General features: G+C 70.3%; 21 protein-coding genes and 1 pseudogene. 3 read left to right on the forward strand and 19 right to left on the reverse strand.

What is annotated here, in order from left to right:
* The 8 genes and pseudogenes from ACSMX9_RS26520 to ACSMX9_RS26555 form a co-directional block, all read right to left on the reverse strand.
* Positions 1-1209 (reverse strand): acyl-CoA dehydrogenase family protein, encoded by a 1209-nt coding sequence (locus tag ACSMX9_RS26520; protein WP_445397652.1) that lies wholly within the window; start codon positions 1207-1209, stop codon positions 1-3.
* Positions 1206-2846, reverse strand: a complete 1641-nt coding sequence (locus ACSMX9_RS26525; RefSeq protein ID WP_445397654.1) for an amino acid adenylation domain-containing protein — start codon at positions 2844-2846, stop codon at positions 1206-1208. The genes ACSMX9_RS26520 and ACSMX9_RS26525 overlap by 4 nt, the downstream gene beginning before the upstream one ends.
* Positions 2843-3607 carry a thioesterase II family protein gene (locus ACSMX9_RS26530; protein WP_445397656.1) on the reverse strand — a complete coding sequence of 255 codons (765 nt, stop codon included), beginning with the start codon at positions 3605-3607 and terminating at the stop codon, positions 2843-2845. The genes ACSMX9_RS26525 and ACSMX9_RS26530 overlap by 4 nt, the downstream gene beginning before the upstream one ends.
* A gap of 11 nt (positions 3608-3618) precedes the next feature.
* Positions 3619-3885: an acyl carrier protein gene (locus tag ACSMX9_RS26535; protein ID WP_445397658.1), complete on the reverse strand. Its 267-nt coding sequence runs from the start codon at positions 3883-3885 to the stop codon at positions 3619-3621.
* Between the two features lie 21 nt (positions 3886-3906).
* A complete protein-coding gene (locus ACSMX9_RS26540) occupies positions 3907-4860 on the reverse strand; it encodes a chlorinating enzyme (RefSeq protein WP_445397660.1) in 954 nt (317 codons plus the stop codon).
* A 1377-nt stretch (positions 4861-6237) separates the two neighbouring features.
* Entirely contained in the window at positions 6238-7503 is a 1266-nt protein-coding gene (locus tag ACSMX9_RS26545; protein ID WP_445397662.1) for a benzoate/H(+) symporter BenE family transporter, read from the reverse strand.
* A gap of 290 nt (positions 7504-7793) precedes the next feature.
* On the reverse strand, positions 7794-9131 hold the full coding sequence (locus ACSMX9_RS26550; protein ID WP_445397664.1) for a glutaminase: 1338 nt from the start codon (positions 9129-9131) through the stop codon (positions 7794-7796).
* A 396-nt stretch (positions 9132-9527) separates the two neighbouring features.
* Positions 9528-9752, reverse strand: a pseudogene (locus ACSMX9_RS26555) (3-deoxy-7-phosphoheptulonate synthase); the annotation flags it as partial.
* Positions 9753-10145: 393 nt separating this feature from the next.
* On the opposite strand from ACSMX9_RS26555, the gene ACSMX9_RS26560 reads away from it, so the two are divergent.
* The gene (locus ACSMX9_RS26560; RefSeq protein ID WP_445397666.1) at positions 10146-10964 is read left to right on the forward strand and encodes a mycofactocin-coupled SDR family oxidoreductase; all 819 of its coding nucleotides are present in this window, start codon (positions 10146-10148) and stop codon (positions 10962-10964) included.
* 14 nt (positions 10965-10978) lie between these two features.
* Here the strand turns inward: ACSMX9_RS26560 and ACSMX9_RS26565 are convergent, their stop codons facing one another.
* Positions 10979-11620 carry an HAD family hydrolase gene (locus ACSMX9_RS26565; protein WP_445397668.1) on the reverse strand — a complete coding sequence of 214 codons (642 nt, stop codon included), beginning with the start codon at positions 11618-11620 and terminating at the stop codon, positions 10979-10981.
* A gap of 77 nt (positions 11621-11697) precedes the next feature.
* Between ACSMX9_RS26565 and ACSMX9_RS26570 the strand changes: the two genes are divergently transcribed.
* On the forward strand, positions 11698-12561 hold the full coding sequence (locus tag ACSMX9_RS26570; RefSeq protein ID WP_445397670.1) for a MaoC/PaaZ C-terminal domain-containing protein: 864 nt from the start codon (positions 11698-11700) through the stop codon (positions 12559-12561).
* Positions 12562-12582: 21 nt separating this feature from the next.
* Here the strand turns inward: ACSMX9_RS26570 and ACSMX9_RS26575 are convergent, their stop codons facing one another.
* Positions 12583-13560: a GDP-L-fucose synthase family protein gene (locus tag ACSMX9_RS26575; RefSeq protein ID WP_445397672.1), complete on the reverse strand. Its 978-nt coding sequence runs from the start codon at positions 13558-13560 to the stop codon at positions 12583-12585.
* Positions 13561-13568: 8 nt separating this feature from the next.
* Positions 13569-14837, reverse strand: coding sequence for an acyltransferase domain-containing protein (locus tag ACSMX9_RS26580; RefSeq protein ID WP_445397674.1), 1269 nt, complete (start codon positions 14835-14837; stop codon positions 13569-13571).
* A 126-nt stretch (positions 14838-14963) separates the two neighbouring features.
* On the opposite strand from ACSMX9_RS26580, the gene ACSMX9_RS26585 reads away from it, so the two are divergent.
* Positions 14964-15515, forward strand: a complete 552-nt coding sequence (locus tag ACSMX9_RS26585) for an AAA family ATPase (protein ID WP_445397676.1) — start codon at positions 14964-14966, stop codon at positions 15513-15515.
* 62 nt (positions 15516-15577) lie between these two features.
* On the opposite strand, the gene ACSMX9_RS26590 is transcribed toward ACSMX9_RS26585, so the two are convergent.
* From ACSMX9_RS26590 to ACSMX9_RS26625, 8 genes are all read right to left on the reverse strand, one after another.
* Positions 15578-16693 (reverse strand): hypothetical protein, encoded by a 1116-nt coding sequence (locus ACSMX9_RS26590; protein WP_445397678.1) that lies wholly within the window; start codon positions 16691-16693, stop codon positions 15578-15580.
* A 4-nt stretch (positions 16694-16697) separates the two neighbouring features.
* Positions 16698-17948, reverse strand: coding sequence for an MFS transporter (locus ACSMX9_RS26595; RefSeq protein ID WP_445397680.1), 1251 nt, complete (start codon positions 17946-17948; stop codon positions 16698-16700).
* 57 nt (positions 17949-18005) lie between these two features.
* Complete coding sequence (locus ACSMX9_RS26600) at positions 18006-19130, reverse strand: inositol-3-phosphate synthase (RefSeq protein ID WP_445397682.1); 1125 nt, start codon at positions 19128-19130, stop codon at positions 18006-18008.
* Between the two features lie 74 nt (positions 19131-19204).
* On the reverse strand, positions 19205-20197 hold the full coding sequence (locus ACSMX9_RS26605; protein ID WP_445397684.1) for a Gfo/Idh/MocA family protein: 993 nt from the start codon (positions 20195-20197) through the stop codon (positions 19205-19207).
* A complete protein-coding gene (locus tag ACSMX9_RS26610; RefSeq protein ID WP_445397686.1) occupies positions 20194-21489 on the reverse strand; it encodes a glycosyltransferase in 1296 nt (431 codons plus the stop codon). The genes ACSMX9_RS26605 and ACSMX9_RS26610 overlap by 4 nt, the downstream gene beginning before the upstream one ends.
* A gap of 25 nt (positions 21490-21514) precedes the next feature.
* On the reverse strand, positions 21515-22255 hold the full coding sequence (fabG, locus tag ACSMX9_RS26615) for a 3-oxoacyl-ACP reductase FabG (RefSeq protein ID WP_445397688.1): 741 nt from the start codon (positions 22253-22255) through the stop codon (positions 21515-21517).
* A complete protein-coding gene (locus ACSMX9_RS26620) occupies positions 22252-23295 on the reverse strand; it encodes a hypothetical protein (RefSeq protein ID WP_445397690.1) in 1044 nt (347 codons plus the stop codon). The genes fabG and ACSMX9_RS26620 overlap by 4 nt, the downstream gene beginning before the upstream one ends.
* Positions 23292-23582 (reverse strand): acyl carrier protein, encoded by a 291-nt coding sequence (locus ACSMX9_RS26625; protein WP_445397692.1) that lies wholly within the window; start codon positions 23580-23582, stop codon positions 23292-23294. The genes ACSMX9_RS26620 and ACSMX9_RS26625 overlap by 4 nt, the downstream gene beginning before the upstream one ends.
* Positions 23583-23622: the final 40 nt, after the last annotated feature.

The raw sequence follows: 23622 nt of genomic DNA on the forward strand, positions 1-23622 counted from the left end.
TCAGTTCCCCTCGAAGATCATGTCGCGCAGCAGCTCGCTGGCTCCCGCGGCGATCGTCCCGGCCGTCGCGTCACGGTGCACACGGGCGGCGTCGGCCCCTTCCTGCTGGCCGAGCGCCCCGTGGTACTGGGCGCACACCTGTGCGGCGGTCACCGCCAGCTCCGTGGAACGCAGCTTCAGCACCGACGCCGTGCGGGTGTCCAACCGCCCCTGTGCGTGCAGCCACGCCGCGTGGTGGGCGTACCGGTGCACCATGTCGAACTCGCCGTAGAGTTCCGCGAGTCGATGTCGCACCGCTTGGTGAGCCCCCAGGGGCACGCCCTTGACGTGCCGTGTGCAGACGTGGGTGTCGAGCAGTTCGAGGGTGTACCGCACCCCGCCGACCGCCAACAGGCCCGCGACCAGGCGCTCGAAGTCGAGTGCGCGCATGAGCTGGAGCAGGGCGCGGTGGCGGCGTCCGAGCAGCCCCGTCTCGGGGACCTCGACCTGGTCGAAGTCGATCTCCGCGATGTCCGCGGCCCGCCAGCCGGCCATGGGCTGGGGCCGGCGGGTCACACCGGGACTGTCGGCGTCGACGAGCAGCATGCTGGCGTTGGCCAGCCCGCGTCCGCCGCCCGTACCGGCGGTCGCGCCGTCCGGGTGCCGGGTGCGGGCCAGGACCACGAGCAGACCGGCCCGGGTGCCGTTGGCGACGTAGCTCTTGCGTCCGTCGAGCACGAAGCCGTCCGCCCCGTCGGACGGCCGGGCACGGGTGCGCAGGTCGCGCAGGTCCGATCCCGAGTTCCGCTCGCTGATGGCCAGTGCGGTGACCGACTCGCCGCGGTGGGCGGCCGGAACCCACGCTTCCCGCTGTTGCGGAGTGCCGAACAACAGGACGTACGAGAGCGCCATGTAGGCGTGCACCCCGACGGACGCCCTGATGCCCGCGTACCCGGTGGCCCCGAGTTCCTCCAGGAGGACGGCGCTGTGCAGGAAGTCGTCGCCGCTGTGGCCGACTTCGAGGAGGCCGGCCGCGCCGAGGGCCTTCCAGCCCTCCGCGGCGATGCGTCCCTGCCGTTCCCACGCCTCGGCGTGCGGCAGGACGTGCTCCGCGAGCCGGGCGCGGACCAGCGCCCGGAAGGCATCGTGCCCGTGGTCGAAGAACGGGAAGTCGTGGGCGAGCGCGCGCTCGGTGAGGAGGCGGCCGACCGGGGGCGGGGAGACGCTCATGACGCTCCTTCCACGGCGGCGGAGGGGGCGTCGAGGTCGGCGAGGAGCGCACTGCGGTCCACCTTGCCCGTGGCGGTCAGCGGCAGGTCGGCCCGGAGCCGCAGGACGGTGGGGACGAGGTAGTGCGGCAGGCGCTGGCGCAGGCGGGCGCGGAGGGTCTCGGGGTCGCAGTCGGCCGTGTCCGGCACGACGAAGGCGACCAGTTCCCGACCGCCCTGCCGGTTCGGCCGGGTGGTGACGAAGCTGCGGCGCACGGCGGGTTGCGCGTCCAAGTGGTAGGCGACCTCGCCGAGTTCGACACGGAATCCGTTGATCTTGACCTGGTCGTCGAGGCGGCCCTGGAACACCAGGTGCCCGTGCTCGGAGAGGAAGGCCCGGTCACCGGTGCGGTAGAGCCGTTCCGGCACGCCGTCGACCTCCGCATCCACGAAGTGGCGCGCGGTGGCCTCCGGCAGCCCCAGGTACCCGGGGGAGAGACCGGGGCCGGCGAGCAGCACCTCCCCCGGATCGCCGGGCGGGCACAGGTGCCCGTCCCGCACCACGTAGGCACGGGTGTTCTGGATGGGCCGGCCGATGGGGAGGCTCGACTCGTCCCGGTCGAGGGCGCGGACCGGGTGGTAGGTCGCGAAGGTGGTGCACTCGGTCGGTCCGTAGACGCTGACCACGCGATCCGGCCCGTAGATCCGCAGCGCCGCGGCCATGTGGGTGAGCGAGTGCGCCTCGCCGCCGGTGAGGACCGTGCGCACGTCGGCGAGGGTGTCCGGCGCCTCGTCGACGACGGTGTTGAACAGCGCGGTGGTGAGGAAGACCGCGGTCACCCGGTGCTCGGTCAGGACGCGGTGGAGTCGGCCCAGGCGCACGAAGGACGACGGGTACAGCACCAGGGTGGCGCCGTGGAGCAGGGCCCCCCAGATCTCGAAGGTGGCCGCGTCGAAGGAGACCGGGGCCAGTTGCAGGAGGACGGACTCCTCGTCCAGGCGGCAGTACCGGGTTCGGTGGACCAGACGCACGATGCTGCGGTGGCGGATCGGAACGCCCTTGGGGACGCCCGTGGAGCCGGAAGTGAAGTTGATGTACGCGATGTCGTCGGGCGAGCCGCGGTGCGCAGGGGCTTGCTCCCGCTCGGTCAACCGGTCGCGTTCGACGGGCAGGAACCGCCGACCGGGCAGCCGCGCGGCGAGGGCGTCGAGATCGCCGGCCCGGCCGAGGACGTGTACGGAGCCGGTGCGGTCCAGGAGGGCGCGCAGTCGTTCGTCCGGCCAGTCCGCGTCCGCGGGCAGGTAGGTGCCGCCGCACTTGATGGTCGCGAGCAGGGCGATGATCAGCTCGGCCGAGCGGCCGATCAGCACGGTGACGGTGTCACCGGGACGGACGCCCGCGCTCCGCATCGTCTCCGCCAGGTCGTTGGCGAGGCCGTTCAGCGCGGCGTAGTCGAGTCTGCCGCCCTCGTGGACCAGGGCGGTGGCACGGGGGCGGCGGGCGGCCTGTGCTTCGAACAACTCCTTGACGCCGAGGTCCGGGTAGGGGGTGTCGGTGTCCTGGTTGAGGGCCCGGTGGGCGGCCAGGGCGGCCGGCCCGGCCTCGATCCGCAGGGGTGCCGCTGTCGGCGCGGCCGACCGGTCGGGCGCGGTGGTCATACGCTGCTCACCAGCCTTGCGTTGATCGTTTCCAGTAGGAGTTCGCGGTGCGTGTCCAGGAAGAAGTGGCCCGCGGGCAGTTCCAGCAGCTCCGCCTCCCGGCGGGTGTAGAGCGTCCAGTCGCGCATCGCCGTCCGTCCGTCGACGGGGTCGTCCCGCCCGTACAGCGCCGTGATGGGCACGTCCAAGGGGGAGTTCCCGGGACGGTCGCCCCACAGTTCCGCCAGGCGCATGTCGCTGCGCATGGTCGGCAGGAACAGCCGCATCATGGCCCGGTTGTCCAGGACCTCGGCGGGGGTCCCGCCCATGGCACGCACGGCTTCGACGTACCGTTCCTGCGGGAGTTGGTGCAGGTACGGCCGGTGCTGGGGGCGATTGGGACTGCGGCTGCCGGCGACGAACAGCCGCCGGGTGGCGCCCGGCCGGGCGTCGGCCGCCAGGCGGGCCGTCTCGTAGGCCAGCCGGGCGCCGAAGCTGTGACCGAAGAAGGCGTGCGGGTCGGTGAGGCAGCCGGCCTCGGACAGCGCCCGGTAGGTGTCCCTGACCAGCGGTTCCCAACTCTCGTAGAGCGGTTCCCGTAGCCTCGGTCCCCGGCCGGGCAGCCTGACGGCGAACAGTTCGACCCCGTCGTCCAGGCCGTCCGCCCAGGTTCTGAAGAGGTCGGGGCCGCCGCCGGCGTACGGGAAACAGATCAGTCGGATGCGACGGGTCCCCGAGGCGGGCCGGATCAGCGGTACCCACGTGTCGCCGGCAGACTGCACGGCCGGTCGCCTCATGTCCGCGTGCTGCGGAGTATCGTGGCGGCGATCTCCCGGATGCTGCTGCGGGCGAAGAGGTCCTCCGGGTCGAGGGCGTCCTCACCGAAGCCCTCCTCCGCCTTGGCGATCAGTCGGATCGCCGTCAGCGAGGTGCCGCCCGCCCCGAAGAAGTCGGAATCGGCGTCCTCGGCACCGAGCCCGATGTCCCGGCAGGCGCTGAGGACCCACTGCTCCAGTTCCTCCTGGCTCGGAGTCCTGCTGCTCTGCGTGTTGTTCGACACCGTGGTAGTCCTTTCGGCGGGTCAGCGGGTCCGGAACGGGTGGCCGGTGACCGTGCGGTCGACGAAGCGGTTGTGGCCGTGGGTGTCCTGACCGGTGGTGAGGACGTTGCCGAACTGGGCGAGGCTCGCCTGGCCGCCGAACTCCTCCAGATCGGTGGAGTACGGGTAGACCTTCACCGAAGTCGGCAGGTAGCGGGCGGCGAAGCCGAGACGCATCTGATCGGTGAGGCCCGAGTGCGGGTGCGAGGCGTGCATCAACGTCGACCAGAAGACGATGAACTGGCCCTGGCGCATGACCTGGGACACCGCCTTGGACTCGTCGGGGCTCCAGTTCGGGTCCTTCTGGAGCTGACGGTAGTCATGACCGAAGAACCCCCGGCGGACACCGTTCTTCTCCGTCCGGTTGATGGCGTCCGGGTCGTAGTCCATGGTCTTGGACTCGTCGTAGTTCATCGTCTTGTGCGAGCCGGGGATGAACTGGAGGCAGCCGTTCTCCACGCTGGCTTCGGTGAACGCCGTCCAGACCGTGATGGTGCCGCCGAAGTCCGCGTCCTCGGGCCAGACGATCTGCGGATGCTTGGAACCGGCGACGTTGGAGAAGTTGTCGGCCTGGTGCCAGTCGGTGCCCTCGTCGCCGGGGTACTTCGGGAAGAACTCGCTCCGCCAGCACAGGGTGTCCGGGCCGAGGATGCTGGAGACCCGGTCGACGATCTCGGGCCGGGTGATGTGGTCCGCGAGGAAGTCGACGTCGAGGTGCCGGTCGTAGTTCGCCAGGTTGGTGTTTCCCGAGACCGCCTTTCCGCTGCTGTAGATGGCCCTCTTCGTGTTCAGCAGCTTGGGGCGCAGGGCCTGGAGGTTCGCCTCCATCTCGTCCTTCTCGTAGAGGTCGAACGGGCCGATGTAGCCGTCCTGGTGGAACTTCCTGAGCTCCTCGGGGGTGAGGGAGAACGTCTTGGTCCGCGTGGGCTGACTCATGTCTCGACTCTTTCTCTCGGTGGTCTGTCGGGTTGGGGGCACCGGGAAGGCGTGCGCGGACCCGGTGACACCGGTCGGTGGGTTTCGGACGCCGGGTGGGAGCGCGTCTGAGGTGAGGTGGGACGGGTTCCGGCCGGCGGCGCTGCCGGCGGCACCCGTGACGCGGTTGGTCGGCTCCTGGGTGCGGGGTGGGGCGGGCCCGTTCCGGGCACGGTGATGCCGAGCACCACCGGCACGGCGCCCCTGCCTGCCGCGGGCAGGAGGTGCCGAGGTGGACCTGGGAGACGTGGAAGACGCGGGAAGACGGACACGTGTAGGTGGGGGGACCCCGGGCGTCGGTCCGGGAGTACGGGGAAGCGGGCTCAGCGCTGCGTGGAAGGGGGAGGCGGTACCGGAGCCGGGGCGTCGCGAGGTGCGGGGGTCATTCCCCTCCGTGATCCGTGCGTCCGGGCAGGGGCGTCACGAGCGGCGGGAAGAGCGCAGGTGGAGGCCGTGGTGCGACGGTTCAGCGGTGGGCGGCGAGGTGGGGCGGCTCCTCCGGGTGCGGCGGGGGAGCGGGGCGGGCTCGACCGGGCCCGGGACTCCTGCCGGCACCGGGCGACCGCCACGGCCGCGGACTCGCGACCCGATGCCCGGGCGGTGCCGCGCCGACGGTGGCGACGGCGCGGGACGACGCGCCGGTCGAGGAGTGAGGCACGAGGGCCTGACTGCCGGCGCGGAACGGGGGGAGCAGTCCGCCGCGGAAACATCGGTGGAGCTTCTGGAAATCGACCGGGCAATGACGGATCGGTCCAGCGATGGACGCCGACCGGCTACCCGGGGGAATGTGTTTGCGTCCTGACGTGAATGCGCCTAAGCCGTGCATGGGGCTCCCTCTGCTGAAATAGCCATGGAGCAATGACGGACGACCAGCCCCGTGACGGGGCCACGCACTGACCCATCCGGGTTTCGGATGGGGGGACTTGAGACGACTGCACGACCACCGTCTGCGGGGTTACGCTGCGGCTCGTGTCATCGACGCATGACATTGGCATGTGATCGACACGCTTTTCAAGGGGGTCTACTGGGGAGTTCGCCGAAATTCTCGAACACTCGCACGTCAGAGGGTGTTCAGGGGCTCCGGGAGGCGTCCAGATGGTGAGACATCGCCCCATTGGGTCGTCATGTGCGTCGCCGTAGGAAGTCGTGTGAAGTGCCTTGTTCTATAGGGGAGTTGTCTCCGCTTCTCGCTCCCGACGAGGACGACCGCTCACCCCTCGCGGAAGAAAGTGGCGCGTTCCTTTCCACGCGCGAGGCGGGAGAGGTGGAGTGTGGCGGCCGGGCGCACTCTTCCTGCCGCCGGCTCGGGGGCGGTGCTCCTGCCCTCCGTGCGCCGTCTCAGCTCGACGGGCGGTGGGCGGAGTCCTGCGGCGGGCGGGAAGGAGTGGTGGAGGGGGACGGCGCGGCGGGGGGACGGACGGGGCGTCGACCCCGGTGCGTCACCGCGAAGGTCAGCACCCCGGCGAGCAGGCCCCAGAACGCCGAGCCGATTCCCCACAGCGTCACGCCGGACGCGGTGGCCAGGAACGTGACCGCGGCGGACTCCCGGAAGTCCTCGTCCGACAGCGCGGAGAGCAGGGAGTTTCCGATGGTGCCGAGCAGGCCGAGCCCGGCGATGCCCAGGACGAGCGCCGGGGGCAGCAGGGTGAGCAGGGAGCTGACGGTGCCGCCGAGCACGCCCACGCACAGGTAGAAGACACCGGCCCAGACGCCGGCCAGGTAGCGCCGGTCCGGGTCCTCGTGCGCCTCGCGGCTGGTGCATATCGCCGCGGTGATGGCGGCCAGGTTGAGGCCGAAGCAGCCGAAGGGCGCCAACACGGTGCTGACGGCTCCCGTGGTGGTGATCAGCGGGGACACCGGCACCCGACCGTATCCGTCCGCTGTGAGCACCGCCACGCCCGGGAGGTTCTGGGAGGCCATCGTGACGACGAACAGGGGCAGCGCCACGCTCAGCACGACCGACCAGGAGAAGTCGGGGGCGGTGAAGACCGCCTCGGCGAAGCCGAGTTGGATGCGGCCCGGTTGCAGCGAACCCTGAACGGTGGCGACCAGGACGCCCACGGCGAGCGAGGCCACGATCGCGTACCGGGGCACCAGTCGACGGCCCACGAGGTACGCGGCGAAGAGGGAGAACGCGACGGCGAAGTCGTTCTCCATGCTCGCGAAGAGCCCGGTGCCGAACTGTACGAGAACGCCGGCCAGCAGCCCCGCCGCCAGCGGCACCGGAATCCTGCCCATCGCCCGCTCGAACCAGCCCGTCAGCCCGCTGAGCACGATCAGCGCCGAGGAGACCAGGAACGCGCCGATGGCCTCCGGCAGGGTGACGCCGTCCAGTCCCGTCGTCAGCAGGGCCGCCCCGGGCGTGGACCAGGCGGTCACGACCGGCGCCCGGTAGCGCAGGGACAACCAGATGCAGGTGACTCCCATGCCGACCCCGAGGGCCAGCATCCAGGAGGTGATCTCCTTCGGCCCGGCACCGGCCGCCTTCGCGGCGGTGAAGACGATAGCGGCGGAACTGGTGACTCCCACCAGTACGGCGATCAGTCCGGCGGTGACGGCGGAAGCCGGTGCGAACCGGCGTACGTACCCGTGCTTGTCGCTCATCGGAGCGATTGTGGTGATGGCTGTCGGCTCCCGACAACCCGCGTTCCAGGATCCGAGACCGGGTGGACCCGTCGCCGCCGCGAACGGGGCGTCATGGCGGCGCAATGTCCTGATGAGCCATCAGGAACGTTTCTCGTCAAGGGGGTTGGTGTGACCGATGCGGTCCTCCCTTCCCTCCGGTCGCACGAGGACATCCCGCCCGCTGGTATCCGGCACCGCACCGCGACCGCCGCGGGGCACCGGCGGCGGACGCGCTGATGTCACGAACGCGGCGACCTGCTCGCCGCACATCATGAGCCAGGCACCCCTCCCCCCTCTTCCGGACGGCCTCTGCGCGGGGCCGCCTCGCGCGGCGGAACCACGCCCTGTCCCACCTCGCTGACGACGGTGACTCGGCCGCCGTCGCCCGGATCGGGATCGGGCATGATCGCATCCGGGTCGACGAGGTAGACCTGGTGACCGTCCAGCGTGAGTCGACGCACGACCTCCAGCAACATGCGCCGTGCCACGTCGTCGACCACATAGACCATCGTGAGGTCCAAAGCCACCCTGGTCTCCGTGGGGGCGGTGGTCACTGCTTCCCGGACGACCCTCTCGGCTCCGGCGAACCCGATCCCCCCTTGCAGTTGGAGGACCCGGACCGCATCCGGACCGCTGCCGACGACGTGGTTGGACCGCAGGGTGGCGCGCGCCGCGGCTGGCACCTCCATCACGTGCAGCCCCATGTCCGAGGAGAACCGCTCGAACAGCGACACCCCGCGCACGCTGTTCCCGTGGGGGTCCAGTCGTGGCGAGAACGTGGCGATGCCGATCTGGCCGGGGAGCGCGCCGATCAGACCCCCGGCCACGCCGCTCTTCGCCGGGATGCCGACCTGGGTCGCCCAGTCCCCGGCCGCGTCGTACATTCCGCAGGTGGACATGACGCTCAGTACCTGACGCACCACCGGTTCGCTGACCACGCGCTCGCCGGAGAGGGGGTTCACGCCCCGATGGGCCAGCGTGGCGGCCATCATGGCCAGATCTCGCGCGGTGACGAGCACGGAGCACTGGCGGGTGTAGCCCTCGACGACGACCCTGGGGTCTTCGATGAGGATGTCATAGCCGCGCAGCATGTACGCGATGGCGAGGTTGCGGTGCGCGTGCTCCATCTCCGACACGCACACCCTCTCGTCCACCCGCAGCCCGCGACCGGCGAACGCCGACAGGCCGCGGACCACGCGCTCCACGCGCTCCTGCGGATCCATGCCCGCAGGGCCAGCCAGCGAGTGGGTGGTGATCGCACCTGCGTTGATCATCGGATTGAAGGGGCGCCCGGTGTCGCTTTCGAGGGAGATCCGGTTGAACGCCTCTCCCGACGGCTCGACGCCGACCTTGGCGAGCACGGGGTCGAAGCCCCGGTCCGTCAGGGCCAGTGCGTACACGAACGGCTTGGAGATCGACTGGATGGTGAACTCGGTGTCGATGTCGCCGGCGCCGTAGACCTCGCCGTCGACGGTGGCGAAGACCGCCCCGAGGAGCTCCGGGTCCGCCGTCGCGAGCTCGGGGATGTAGTCCGCCGGTTCTCCGGAGGTGTCCGACTCGACGTCCCCGAGGGCCTCGGCCAGGTAGTCCGGGATGACCGACTGCATGCGTCCACCTCCATGCCTTTGGGCCGAACGTGCTGTGACGCGCGCTGGGGGCCGCCGTGGTGCCCGTGGGGCGGCGCGCCACGGGCGGCCGGTGACCCGTGGCGGTCCTTCACGTTCGACGTTTCGGCCGGTGTGCTGTTGTTCCCTGCGATGACGTACCCCGTGTGGGCGTCCCGTACGGGATGCTGAGATCGACGTCGACGCATGCTCCTGATCCGAGCATTCACCAGCTGAATCCGTGTCGCACGCCGAGCGGCCAGCCGCCGGCCCCGCCACCTTCAGCTCGACGCCCCTCAGCCTCGGCTCGTGCGCACATCGCCGACCCGCCCCGCCGGGCCACCCGGAACCTGCTCGACCGGTTGGCCGGCGAGCCTGCCGACCCGGGACCACCGGCAGTCCGGCCGTTGGGCTGAGAACTGCTGCCATGCGGTGCGGGGTGCCGGCCGTGGCTGCGATCGAGTGCTCGGCCGTCCCGGCGAACGTCTCGGCGCAGTCGCCGTCCTGGCGGAGCAATGCAGTGTCGCCGGCCACCGCGGCCAGCTGGGTCCGCAGTCGGTCGACCTCCTCCGTGCTCACAACCGGCGCCACGCCCTCCAACACGGCCCCGCACCTGCGCACGGCCTCGGAGTCTGGTCACGGGGCTGCTGGGCGACCGGACGGGCCAGCGCGCGGTCCACGGCGGAACTGAGACGGTCCGGTAGGGGTCGGCCCGGTGGCGGTCGGTGCGGTACCGAGCCGGCCGGTCCGGGACGAGGAGCCACAGGCGCTTGTCAGTTCAACGGTCTCCCTCGTGCGACCCGGCACGGTGAGGTGCGAGTCGATGGAGTCATGTGCGGAGTCGGGCGAGAAGCGAGACAGGAGGTGGTCCTTCGACCTTAGCGCTCTTGCCCCCCTGTGGCGAACGCTGTCTGAACGGGCCGAGTCGATGGACCTGGACACCGTGAACAAAGTCGTGCGGCTCGCTAGCGTGGGTGAGGTCGAAACCCTGGGGAACCGCTCGGGAAGGGACAGGCCGTGAGTGGATTGATGCGGGGCAAGGTCGTGCTGGTGACCGGTGCGGCCCGTGGGCAGGGCCGGGAACACGTCGTCCGGATGGCGGTCGAGGGCGCCGACGTGATCGCCCTCGACCTATGCGCCGCGTTGCCCGGCGGCGTGGCCTACGCCTCGTCCGAGCCGACCGACCTCGATGCGACCGTATCCCTGGCGGAGGAGTCAGGACAGCGGGTGATACCCCTGATCGCCGACGTCCGCGACCTGGCCGGTGTGCGCGAAGCCGTCGACGGCGCCGTGGAGAAACTCGGGCGGCTCGACGCCGTGGTGGCCAACGCGGGCATCTGCATGCCCCGGGCCTGGGACGAGGTCACCGAGGACATCTTCCGCGACACCATGGACGTCAACGTCACCGGAACGTGGAACACCGTGATGGCCACCGCACCCCATCTAGTGACGGCGGGCGGCGGCTCCATCGTGTTGATGAGTTCGTCGGCCGGTCTGAAGGTGCAGCCGTTCATGATTCCGTACACGACCAGCAAGTTCGCGGTACGCGGCATGGCGAAGGCATTCGCCGCCGAACTCGCACGGTTCGGGATCCGGGTGAACAGCGTGCACCCGACCGGAGTCGACACCGCGATGGGTAGCCGTGCCATGCTCACCCAGGTCGCCAAGGCGAGCATGGCCGATCCGCGGCTGCGCGGCATGCTGGTCAACATGCAGCCAGTGGACGGGATTTCGGTCGAGGACGTGGCGAACGCGGTGCTGTTCCTGGTCTCTGATGCCTCCCGCCACGTCACTGCGCACGCCATGGCCGTCGACGCCGGGGTCAGTGAATTCTGAGAAGCGGAGGTCGGTCAGCCTCGGATCGACGGCACCAGGCTCTCGATGGTGCTCCGCAGGCGGGTGCGCAACTCCTCGGGACTGGTGATGTGCAGGGTGGGCATGCCGAGGTTTCGAGCGGCCGCGACGACGGTCGCGCGGTCGTCGACCATCAGTGCCTCGTGCGGATCGGCACCGCAGCGGCCCAGTGCCTCGGCGAAGTACTCGGCGGAAGGCTTGACCTGGCCCACGCGCCACGACGAGCACAGGTGGTCGAAGAGCTCGTAGTGGCCGTGGTGACGGTCCTTCAGATGATCCCACTGCTCGGCCTCGTTGTTGGCCAGGACCAGGGTGAGCTCCGGGCGATCGCGGGACACCTCGTTCAGTGCTACGACGTTGGAGCCGTAGCAGCGCACATGAGAGGCGTACAGGCGGTCCACCCACTCGTCGTCGTAGGACTCCACGACGGGGCTGCCCGCCTCCTCCAGGAGGCCACGCAGCACATCGTGCGCGTCGCAGGCGCCGCTCTCGTAGGCATGGGCCGACGACAGCACGGCGGCCAACAGACGGCTTTCGTCGACGGCGTAGCGGCGTGCGATGTCCGGGAGGAAGGAGGTCTCCTCGTTGATGTTGTTGAACAGAATTCCCCCTGCGTCGACCAGGAGTACTCGAATCATTTCGTCAACCCCGTCTCGGTGGGCTTCGGACGCTGTATATACGGTTTCGGTCAACACGTCATTCTTGGAGCTGAGCGATGACGCTCTACCATGATCTCGTCGGACGGGCCTGGGATTCCGGAACCCGGAGGTGGTCGTTCTCGGACACATTCCTGTATGCCCTCGGAGTGGGCGCGGGTGGCGATGATCCTTGCCATGAACTGGAGTTCACCACGGAGAATTCCGGGGGAGTCGCGCCCTCGGTACTGCCAACGTTCGCCGCCACCTTGCCCTCCCGGCGGGCCGAGCCCGTTCTGGGGGACTTCGACGTAGTGCAACTGTTCCACACCCAGCAGTCCCTGACGCTGCACGGACCGCTCCCCGCGGACGGGTCCGCGGCCACGACCTCGCGGCTGACCGCGCTGTGGGACCGGGGCAACAGCGCGCTCGCGGTGTTGGAGTCCTCCTGTGTGGACCCCACGACGGGCCGGCCGCTCGCCGAGGTACGCACCGGACTCACCATCAGGCGCGAGGGCGGCTTCGGCGGAGAGCCGGGCGAGGACGAGCCGTGGGAGCGCCCGCAAGGGGCGCCTGACCACACCGTCGACTACCGGACCGCTCCCAACCAGGCTCTGCTGTACCGGCTCAGCGGTGACCCGAACCCGCTGCACTACGATCCCGCGATCGCCGCACGTCTGGGCTTCCGCAGACCGCTGTTGCACGGGCTCTGCACCTTCGGCTTCGCCGGCCGGGCGCTGCTGCACAAGCTCTGCGGAGGCGACCCGGCTCGGTTCGGGACGATGTCGTCGCTCTTCACCTCGCCCGTGTTTCCGGGACAGGAACTCACCGTGCGGATCTGGGAGCGCGGGGAACGGGCGCTCTTCGAGGTGCGGTCGCAGGGCAGGATCGTGGTGGACCGGGGCGTCTTCGCCCTGCGGGGGACCGGTCCGGCAGCAGAGTGAGTCGGAGGGCATTCCCGCAGGTCATTGACCACGCGGACGCTCGTCCGTCGTCGGCGAAGCGTCGGCGTACCAGCGGACCGTGCTCCGGATGCCCTCCGCCAGCCCGATCCGCTGCTTCCAGCCCGTGGCCAGTAGCCGTGAGACATCGAGCAGCTTGCGCGGGGTCCCGTCCGGTTTGCTCGCGTCCCAGGTGATCCGGCCGGCGAAGCCGGTCGCCTCCGCCACGAGGACGACGAGGTCCGCGATCGTGAGGTCCTCGCCGACGCCGATGTTGACCGGTGAGGGGTCGTCGTAGTGCGCGAGCAAGTGCAGACACGCCGCCGCCAGGTCGTCGGCGTGGATGAACTCGCGCCGTGGCGCCCCGGTGCCCCAGACGATGACCTCCTCGGCGCCCGAGCGCACCGCCTCGTGGAAGCGGCGGACCAGCGCGGGCAGAACGTGCGAGCGGGTGGGGTGGAAGTTGTCGCCGGGGCCGTACACATTGGTCGGCATGACGGAGATCCATCGGCGGCCGTACTGCCTGCGGTAGGACTGCACCGCGACCACCCCCGCGATCTTCGCGATGGCGTACGCCACGTTGGTCTCCTCCAACGGACCGGTGAGCAGGGCGGATTCCGGGATGGGCTGGGGGCTGTGCTTGGGGTAGATGCAGGAGGAGCCGAGGAAGAGCAGTCGGTCCACGTCCGCTGCGTGGGCCGCCGCGAACAGGTTGGTTTGGATCCGGAGGTTGTCATCGAGGAACTCCACCGGCTCGGCGTCGTTGGCGGCGATGCCGCCGACGCGCGCGGCCGCGTCGATCACCACGGCGGGGCGGAGGGAGGTGAGGTAGCCGAAGGTCGCCCGAGCGTCCGTGAGGTCCACGTCCGAGGAGCGGATGCCGACTGCGGAGGTGAATCCCTCGGCTCGCAGGCGGCGCATGACGGCGGAGCCCACGAGGCCGGAGGAGCCCGCCACGAGCACCGTCGCGGAGCGGTCGAGGGTGGGGAGGGGCACGGGCATGGGCCTTCTCATCCTAGGTCGGCGGAAGCGATGCGGTCGTCGGACGGGAGCTCAAGGCCCCGGCAGTGCAGCGCCCCCAGCAGACGCAGCAGCGATACGGACTCGCGAGTGCCCCGCTGGCCCGAGGCGATGACGAGCGGATCGTGGACCCCCGCGGCCTGCAGGGTCTCGCGGATCGGAGTGATCAGGACCGGGTGCGGACCGATCTCCACATAGGCCCGGATGCCTCGGCGGGCCAGTGTCGACACCGCCTGGGTGAAGCGGACCGGCTGGCGTAGGTTGCGCGCCCAGTAGTCGGCACCGCCCAGCCCGGCCGGGTCGCGGTCCGCGTCGACCGTCGAGATCCAGGGGACACACGGTGTCGCAGGAGTGAGACCGGCGAGTTCGGCGCGGAGCTGGGGCAGCACGCCGTCGACGAACGGGCTGTGAGACGCCGCGTTGATGCGGATCAGCCGGCACCGCACCCCCTCGGCCTCCAGCGCACCCACCAGTGCCCGTGTCGCCTCGTTCTCGCCGGTCACCACGGTCTGCCTCGGTGCGCTGTGAGCGGCGACCACCACTGTCCCGGGGATCTGCTCGCACCGACGTGCGACGGTGTGCCGGTCGAGGTTGACCGTGGCCATCGCTCCGCCGCCCGCCGCCTTCGCGAGGAGCCCAGAGCGCACGGTCACAACTCGCGCCGCCTCTTCAAGGGTGAGGGCACCGGCGACGTGGGCGGCGGCGACTTCGCCGAGACTGTGTCCGACGACCGCCTCCGGCCGCAGGCCGAGCGACCGTAGCCACTCGGCGGTCGCCACCTGGACGGCGAAGATGAGTGGCTGCGTGGTGTCCGGCGGGCCGAAATCGCCGTCCGCCGCGTTCGTCAGCGGTTCGATCACTCCGTTGGGCAGCAGGGCGTCGAGTGTCGTCAGTACGGTAGCGGCCTCCGGTGACCAGCCGAGCAGGGCGCGGCCCATGCCGGGCCACTGGCTGCCGTGGCCGCCGAAGCACCAGGCAACCCGGGAGGCGGCACCGTCGGCGCGCCCTGCCGTCCAACGCGCACTGGCCAGTCCCTCGGCGAAGAACGACAGCCCCTCGATCAGGCCCGCCGGGTCCGCCGCCGCGACGGCCAGGCGTTCCACGTCTCCGCTCGTACGGGGCTGCACCGCTTCGGGCCGTGCCCCATCGACGAGTAATGCGGCTGCTGTTCGGGCGGTATCGGCCAAAGCGGCCGGGTCGGTGGCGGAAAACGTCAGCAACCACGGCGGGGAAGGTGGCATCACATCGATGAGGGGCACACAAACTCCTTGGTTACCCATAAGGGGATCGGACAGGTCGGCGGTAGTTGTACGATCGCTGGCCTGGCAATATTGGACCGTCCTGCAGACCGTTGGCCGACAACTCGATAAAGGAGCAGAGGAAGCATGCCGGAAACCTCCTTCCAGGGCCAGATTGTTGACACCGAACCCGCCTCCGACGTATTTCTCGTCATCGGCATCCCCGGGTCCGGGAAGAGTTCGGTGTCGGCGGCGCTGGCCCGCCGTTTCCCCCTCGGCGCGCACATCGAGGGCGACCACCTCCAGGACCTCATCGTCGCGGGCGGACATCTGCCCTCGCCGGAGGAGGACCTGGAAGCGGACCGTCAACTGTTGCTGCGAGCCCGCAACGCGTCGGTCCTGGCGCGCAGTTTCCACGCCGCCGGTGTCGTGCCGGTCATCGACGACGTGGTGGTGCGGCGGGCGCATCTGGATTTCTACTTGGCGGAGTTGGAGGACCTGCCGCTGCGGCTGATCGTGCTCGCCCCGGCGGCGGACGTCGTCTCCCGCCGGGTCGCCGAGCGGGACAAGGTCCTGGCGGACGACTGGTCCTTCCTCGATGACGCGCTGCGCAGCGAACTCGACGGTGCCGGAACGTGGTTCGACAGTTCTGACCTGACCTTGGAGGAGACGGTCGACGCCGTTCTGGCGAAGGACTGAGCGGCAGGTGAACGCGTCTGGCGCGGGCGGTTCCGGGAGGGGCCGCGCCGGACGCGTTGTGCTCAGCCTCCGTCGACGCGGCGCACCGCGGCCAGCCAGGTGCGCATGAGGTAGGCGCTGCGGTGCAGGAACGCCCTCGCCTCCGGCGACCAGGCTCGCCCGCTCGCCTGCTCGGCGAAGTCCTCCAGACCGTGGCTGAGCGAGGCATAGGCTTCGCGGTAGTCACCGCCCTGGAGCTTGAACTCGGTCAGCCAGGCGAGGAGTTCGTCCATGAACCGGATCGCGGGCAGTTCGATGGCGAGGTCGTTGAGCAGATCGTGTTCGTTGCGCTCGTGGTTGACGAGGGGGCCGCCGAATCGGACTGAATGGCCGAGGTGCTTGGCGCAGGCGGTGACGAAGTACCCGCTGAAGATGTCACCGAAGCGCTCGACCGCGGCCCCGCCGATCGGCTGGCCCATCCGCAGGAAGTAGTAGGCGGGTAGGGCGTCGCGGTGCACGGCGGTGTTCTGCGAGTTGACCGGGCACCAGGTGTCCCGGGCCAGTACGACGGGCTGCCCGTCGTAGGCGGTCACCCGGGGCCGGACCGCGAGTCGGGTCACCGCGTCCACGTCGGGGTCGTCCAGCCACAGGCCGGCGTTGACGCGCACGTCGGACACTTCCTCGGTGCTGGTGACCTCGGTCGTTGCTTCCCTAGGTCCGTAGGGGAAGCCGCGCGGGAAGACCCGGCAGGGGCTCACTTCCAGTAGGTCGCACGCGTTGAACCAGCCGTTGCCGGCCGACACCGTGCGGTGTAGCGCCGGGCCTTGCAGCACCACGCGGTGCTCGTCTAGGAAGGGCCTGTCGATCGGCAGGTTGTCGTCGTCCATGGAGACCGCCATCGCGCTGCCGTGGAGATAGGACAGCAGGTAGCCGATGTTGCGGCGGTTGTCGGAGTCGTACGGGATCAGATCGGGGACACCGAGTGCGGAGAGCAGTCGGTCCTGCTCCGCCACGTCGGGGGAGAGGACGGTGGCGCCTCGGCCACGGGCCTTCTCGCAGGCTTCGTAGAACGACCTGGGGGTCTTCCGGTCGGGTATGACGACGAGCCGGGCGCCCGTCTCGGCCAGGGTGTCGGCGTAGTGCTCCAGGAACGACCCGGAACCGATGGTTGTGATGACGATGTCGGTCGTCTCAGACATGTGGTCACTCCACGGTAGGAATGTCCCGCCAGTACCGCAGTTGGGAGCAGGCGGCGATGAGCGGGGCACTGAGCCAGAGGAACATCACGACGGCCAGCCCGACCCTGGGGCCGAAGAGAGTGCCCAGCCCCCCACCGAGGAGGCCGCCGAAGAAGAGCATGCCGCGGCTGATGAACCGGACGCAGGCGACGGTCCGTTGCAGGAGCTCGGGTGGCGTGAGCAGTTGCACGAGGGTGGCCTGGCCGACCGTGAACACGGAGAAGCCGGCGTGGCAGAGCAAGGCACCAACCAAGAAGAGCAGGAGCCCGGATCCCGGTTGGGCCAGCGGCAGCAGCAGTCCTGCGGGTGCGAGGACGGCGGCCGGGATCCACACCGTTCGGGCCGTGCCGAGGCGGCGACTGATGTGGCCCGCGCTGAACGCGCCGATCAGTCCGCCGATGCCCACCGACCCGAGCAGCATCCCGAGGGTGCCTGGGGCGACTCCGACGTCGTGGGCCAGGAAGATGATGACGAGGGCCTCGTACGCGGCGAAGCAGCAGTTGCCGACGGCCGAACCAGTGATCGAGGCGAGGATGACGGGCCGCCGGGTGATGAAACGCATGGCCTCGGACAACTCGGCCCACATGCCCTTGGCGCCGGACGTCGTGGAGTGGGCCTCGATGCGGGAGCGCATGAGGAGGTTGCAGGTCACGGAGGCGCCGAAGCCCACCGAGTTGAGCAACGGAGCGTGCTCCGGGCCGAGCGCCTGCACCGCGAAACCCGCCAGTGTCGGCCCGAAGGCGAGCGAGACGGCACGGGCGATCTGGAGGCGGATGTTGCCGTAGACCAGTTTGTTCTTCGGCAGCATCCGCGGGGGCATGGACAGGTACACGATCTCGTAGAACACGGTCGCGCAACTGACCAGCACGTTGGACAGGTAGAGGTGCCACAGGGCCAGGTGTCCGGTCGCTGCGAGGATCGGCACCATGGTGACGATCAGCGCACGGCTGAGGTCGGCCAGGAGCAGCATGGTTCTCGGCGGTAGCCGCCCGCTGTACACCCCGGCGGGCAGCGTGAGGATCAGCCAGGGCAGGTACCCCGCCGCCGTGATCAGACCGACCTCGCCTATCGAGGCCCCGAGGGTCTGCGCGGCGAGCAGGGGGAAGGCGACGACCGTCGACATTCCGCACAGCTGGCTGATGCCGCTGCCGATCCAGAGCAGCCGAAAGTCCCGTTCGCGGACGGACTCGGTCGCCAGGGTGACGGGACCGGACATGGCGCGTGCCCCTCCTTCTCGGTCCGCGCGGGTCCCGCTCGGGGAGCCCGCGGTCGGTCACGGGTGTGCTTGTTCGTCGGGGGATGTCAGGGTGACCGGGGCCGGGGACGCAGGGGCGGTGGCGATGAACGCTTCGACCGCGTCGAAGGCGTCCGAGTCGCGGTACTGCTCGGGCGGTGACTTCATGAAGTACGAGGACGGCGCGAGGAGCGGCCCGCCGATGCCCCGGTCGAGGGCGATCTTGGCCGCACGCACAGCATCGATGATGACGCCCGCGGAGTTCGGTGAGTCCCACACTTCGAGCTTGTACTCCAGGGACAGCGGCACGTCGGCGAAGCCGCGCCCTTCGAGGCGCACGTAGGCCCACTTGCGGTCGTCGAGCCACGGCACGTGGTCCGATGGGCCGATGTGCACGTCGTCCTTCCCCAGGGTGTGGTCGATCTGCGAGGTTACCGCCTGGGTCTTGGATGTCTTCTTCGACACCAGCCGTTTGCGCTCGAGCATGTTGCGGAAGTCCATGTTGCCGCCCACGTTGAGCTGCATGGTGCGTTCGAGGTGGACACCGCGGTCCTCGAAGAGGCGGGCCAGGACACGGTGCGTGATGGTGGCGCCGACCTGCGACTTGATGTCGTCGCCGATGATCGGCACCCCGGCTTCGGTGAACTTCGCCGCCCAGCGGGGATCGGAGGCGATGAAGACCGGAAGCGCATTGATGAAGGCCGCGCCGGCGTCCAGGGCGCACTGGGCGTAGAACCGGTCGGCCTCCTCGCTGCCGACGGGCAGGTAGGAGATCAGGACTTCGGCCCCGGAGTCGCGCAGTACGGCGACGACATCGGCCGGGTCTTCGGGAGACTCCCTGATGGTCTCGCGGTAGTAGTGGCCGAGTCCGTCCAGGGAGGGCCCGCGCCGCACCGTGACGCCGGTCGGTGGGACGTCGCAGATGTGAACGGTGTTGTTCTCCGACTGGGTGATGGCGGCGGAGAGGTCCTGGCCGACCTTCTTGGCGTCCACGTCGAACGCGGCGACGAACTCGAGGTCGCGCACGTGGTAGCCGCCGAACTCGACGTGCATCAGGCCGGGGACGCGCTGTGCGGGGTCCGCATCGGCGTAGTAGTGCACTCCCTGCACCAGCGAGGCGGCGCAGTTGCCGATGCCGGCGATGGCTACACGGATCTTGCCCATGGCTTTCCCTTCACGGACGCATCAAGGATCACTGGTCATCGGTCGATCGGGGTCGTTCACCTGAGTGCCGCGGATCAGAGCGTCACCGGCACGGAACCCGCCCTGGCCGAGCGTTCCGCTGCCAGGGCACAGCGCAGCGCTTCGTGCGAGTCGCGCCAGCCGCCCGCCGTAGCGGTGGCGGGGCCTCCTGCGGCCTCGGCCAGGAACGCCCGCACCTGTTCGCGGTAGGCGGTGGTGAATCGGTCCCAGTAGCCACGGAACCGCGCGGTCGGGACACTGCCCGCTCCCGGTGGCTGCGCGCCGGTCAACCCGGCCTCCAGATTGCCGCTCTCGCCCAGCACTTCGGCTCGCACGTCGTAACCCACCGGCTGCCACCGGCCCGCCGAGAGGACGGCGAGCGCGCCGTCGTCGAGACGGACCGCCGCCGTGACCGTGTCGAAGTCGCCGATCTCCGCGAGGCCCGCGCCGGACAATGCCGCGCCGTCCGCGACGACCTGGACGATACGGCGCCCGGTGAGCCAGCGCACCATGTCGAAGTCGTGCAGCATGAGGTCGGTGAAGATCGAGCCGCTCTCGCGCAGCCGCGCCAGGGGCGGCATCGACACGTCGTGCGAGACCAGGCGGAGCAAGTGCACCCGTCCCAGTTCCCCGCCCGCCGTACGGGCCTGTAGATCGGCGAATCCCGGGTCGAAGTGGCGTTGGAAGCCCACCCACAGTGGCACCCCGAGCTCCTCTGCACGGGTGCCCAGCGCCTCGGTCCTGGCGAGGTCGACGGCGAGGGGTTTCTCGCACAGGGTCGGCACCCCGGCCTCGATCAGCGCGTCCACCAGCTCCGGATGGCTCGTGGTGGCGGCCGTGACCAGCGCCGCGTCGCAGCCTTCGGCGAGCAGTTCCTCGACCGACTCGGCGACGGTCCGTGCGGCCGCACCCCGGGCGAGCTTCTCGGCGCGAGCGCGGTCCGCGTCCACGCAGACCACCTTGTGGGGGCCCAGCGCGTCGAGGTGCTCGGCGTACATCGTGCCGATGTGACCGCAGCCCACGAGTCCCACGACCGCTCCCGCGCTCATCGGCGCTCCTCCCCTGCACTGGAGGAGGCGGAGTGGGCCAGGGCCACCAGGTCCGTCGTCGCGCGGCACTCGCGCAGTCGGGCGCCCCAGTGCGCGGCCTGCTGGGTGTAGGCAGCATCGCCGAGCACCTCGGCGATGCCCTTGCGGATGTCGTCCACGCCTACGCATGGCTGGCCGGACGGGCCGGAGTAGCGGTCGCTGAAGGTCAGCCGACCGTAGGGGTTGGTCGCACTGGTCCGGAGCAGGACGCCGGAGCCGGTCTCCTCGACCAACTGCCGCCCGTTCATCTCCTGTTCGGACATGTAGGGCATCACGACCTGCGGTTTGCCGTGCAGCAGAGTGGCGAGGACCGTGGCCGAGCCTCCGTGGTCGACCACCACGTCCGCCCACTCCAGTGGGGTGTCCAGGCCGGTGAAGCCCGTCAGTACGGCGTTTCCGGGTACGTTCAGGTCGCCCTCGAAGGCGAATCCGCTGGACACGTACACGCTCCACGGCTGGTCGGCACAGGCGTCCAGCACGTTCTGCAGTGCCGGACGGCCCACCGTGCCGCCGCTGCCGATGGTGACGTAGACCCTGGGCCGGTCGGTGCGCGGCGGAGCGGGTGCGCCGGAGTGCACCGGAGGGTTCCAGTACATCGGTCCGACGAAGTGCAGCGCGCCCCGGTGCGGCGGCCCGTCGACCGGTTCCAGGGCGGCCAGGCTGGACACGAGGGTGACGTCGCCCCACAGCAGGTGCTCGGCGCGGGTCACCCGGCCCAGCCCCAGCTCGCGCGAGAGCCGGTCCCACACCGGCAGGCTCGACGGATGCGGCAGCAGGTCGCGCGGCGCGACCGTGGACCACGGCATCCAGCCGTTGGCCCGGGGCGTGATGAAGTCGGCGTCCGCGAGGGAGACCACGGGGAGGCCGGCGGCCCGGGCGGCCAGGGCCGCGGTGGGACACATGTCGATGACGACGAGGGTCGGTCGGTACGCCTCGATCAGCCGGGCGTCGGCGGCGAACCGGCGCTGGACCCGCTCGACGCGGTGATAGGTCGCGGCCACCGCGAAGACGCGCTCCACGTCCGCGAAGGGCAAGTACGGCGGCATCGGATGCCGGTCGGGCGGGCGCGGCGCCTCGGGTGCGGAGTCCAGGAGCGGGAAAGCCGCTTCGCGCACCATTGCGTTGATGCCGCAGTCCGCGAACGCCACCTCGTCACCCGCCTCGGCCAGCACCGAGGCCAGGGCGAGACAGCGGCCGGTGTACGCCGCACCGCCGCCCCAGCCCCAGGGGAAGAACAACACTCGCTCGGTCACGCGTCCTCCTGTTCGTCAGTCGCCTTCATGCCGTCAACCCGCCGTCCACCGCAATCACTTGTCCCGTGACGTAGGACGCCGGAGGCGAACAGAGGAAGGCCACCACGGAGGCGATCTCGTCGACCCGGCCCGCCCGACCGAGTGGGGTGCGCTTGAGTACGCCGTCCAGCGCCTTCGCGTGCAGATGCTGGTGGGCGGGGGTCTCCGCGATCAGCCCAGGGGCCACACAGTTGCAGGTGATCCCGTACCGCCCGTACTCCCGGGCGGTCGTCCAGGCCAGCCCGTGCAGGCCGGACTTGGTGGCCGCGTACGCTGCCTGGCCAGGTTGTCCGCGCAGGCCCGCCACCGACGAGACGAGGACGATCCTCCCGCCTCTGTGCCGTGTCATGGCCTTCACTCCGGCTTTCAGACAGCGGAAGGCGCCGCTCAGATTGACCGCAAGCTGGTCATGCCACTCGTCCTCGGCGATGTTCAGGAGCAGCCGGTCGTGGTGGACCCCGGCGTTGATCACCAGCGCGTCGAGCCGGCCGAACTCCTGTACGACCTTCGTCACCAGGTGCTCGCCGCTACGAGGGCGGGACAAGTCGGCGGTCAGGCTGAGCGCAGCCGCACCCGCCGCGCGCAGATCGCCGACAGCCGCCGCCGCGGCCTCCTCGTTGCGGTGCGCGTGCACCCCCACCGCGTACCCCGCCAGGGACAGGGACCGGGCGATCGCCCGGCCCAGAGGTCCCGAGCCCCCGGTCACCAGGGCCACCGGCGCGCTCATGACGCCGCTTCCTCGGGGACGGGGAAGCAGGTGCTCTGGATCCGCCCGAAGCGTTCGCGCAGTCGGTCGGCCGCGCCGGGCTCGGCCGGCCCCTCCTGCCCGCCCGCGTCGACCAGGGCGCCGCGCAGCCGGTCGAGCGCGGTGCGCAGTGGCCGTCCCAACTCCAGGACGCGGGGGTACACCGCGAGCGGGTCTGGCTTCTCGTGCGCCGCGATCAGCGCGATGCCGAGACGCTTGGCGTGCACCCGGGCGTCGAGTGCGGCTTGCCGCACGGCCGCCAACTCCGCTGGCAGGGCAAGGGGCTGACCGGAGGCCGGAGCCACGGCCAGCGCGTTGGCGTAGATGAACAGCTGGGGCTGGATGTCGCCCAGGACCAGGACGTGCAGGGCCCTGGCTGACACCGCGCCGAGCCCGGCCACGGCGAGTTCGTCGAGGAGAGTGCCGAGGGCGTCCGCGCCCACGGAGAGCAGTGCGGTGTCGCGGTGCAGCCGCTCGGCGAAGTACTCCTGCGGGTCGCGGTGGTCCGGGGCGCCGGTGACCGTGACCGTGCCCACCCAGGTGAACAGGGCTCCCAAGGCGGGCGTCAGCGTCCAGTGCCGTCGGAAGCCGTCAGCCGGATCGGCGTCGGTGTCCAGGACGGTCAAGACGCCGTCGGGCGGCGCCCAATCGACCGCCAGCACTGCGTGGTCGTGGAAGTGGAAGCGGCCCTCGTACACGTCGCCGGGCAGGTGGAAGCGGTCCGGCAGTACCATGACCGGCTCGCCCGCGCCGACCCGCTCCAGGACGAACGGCACGTTGCGGCTGCCGTCGTCGAACTCGGTGCGGTAGGCCACCCGGCAGCCGTCGAAGTCGTTCGCCAGATCGCGGCCCACCGGGTCGAGCGGACCATTGAGCGCGCGGGCGACCGCCAGCGGGTCCAGGCCCCGGAAGCGCAGCACGGACTCGATGCAGCGCAGGACGCAGTTGAGCCCGTCCAGCGCCCGGTCTTGCCACCCCAGCGCCCCCAGCCGGTGGAACCGCGGGGCCGTCGTGGCGGTCACCTCTGCTCTCGCCCTGCGGTCCGCGCACGGGCCACCAAGGTGTCGGCCAGGTGCCCCAGGTTGTGGAAGGCGGTGCCGTCGGTCTCCTCCCCGCTGTAGGGAACACCCCACTTCTCCTCGAAGCGGGAGAGGACCACGATCAGGTCGAGCGAGTCCATCCCCATCTCCTCCAGGGTGGTGTTCTCGTCGAGTCGGTCCGGTAGATGGGGGCGTTCGGCGAGGACCGCCGTGATGAGCTCCAGGACGTCCTCGCGGTCGATCGGCTGTGCGTCGGCACTGTTGGTCATGCTGTTCTCTCCTTGTCGCCGTGGTAGATCGGTGGGTAGT

The sequence above is a fragment of the Streptomyces sp. LE64 genome (genome assembly GCF_052606915.1).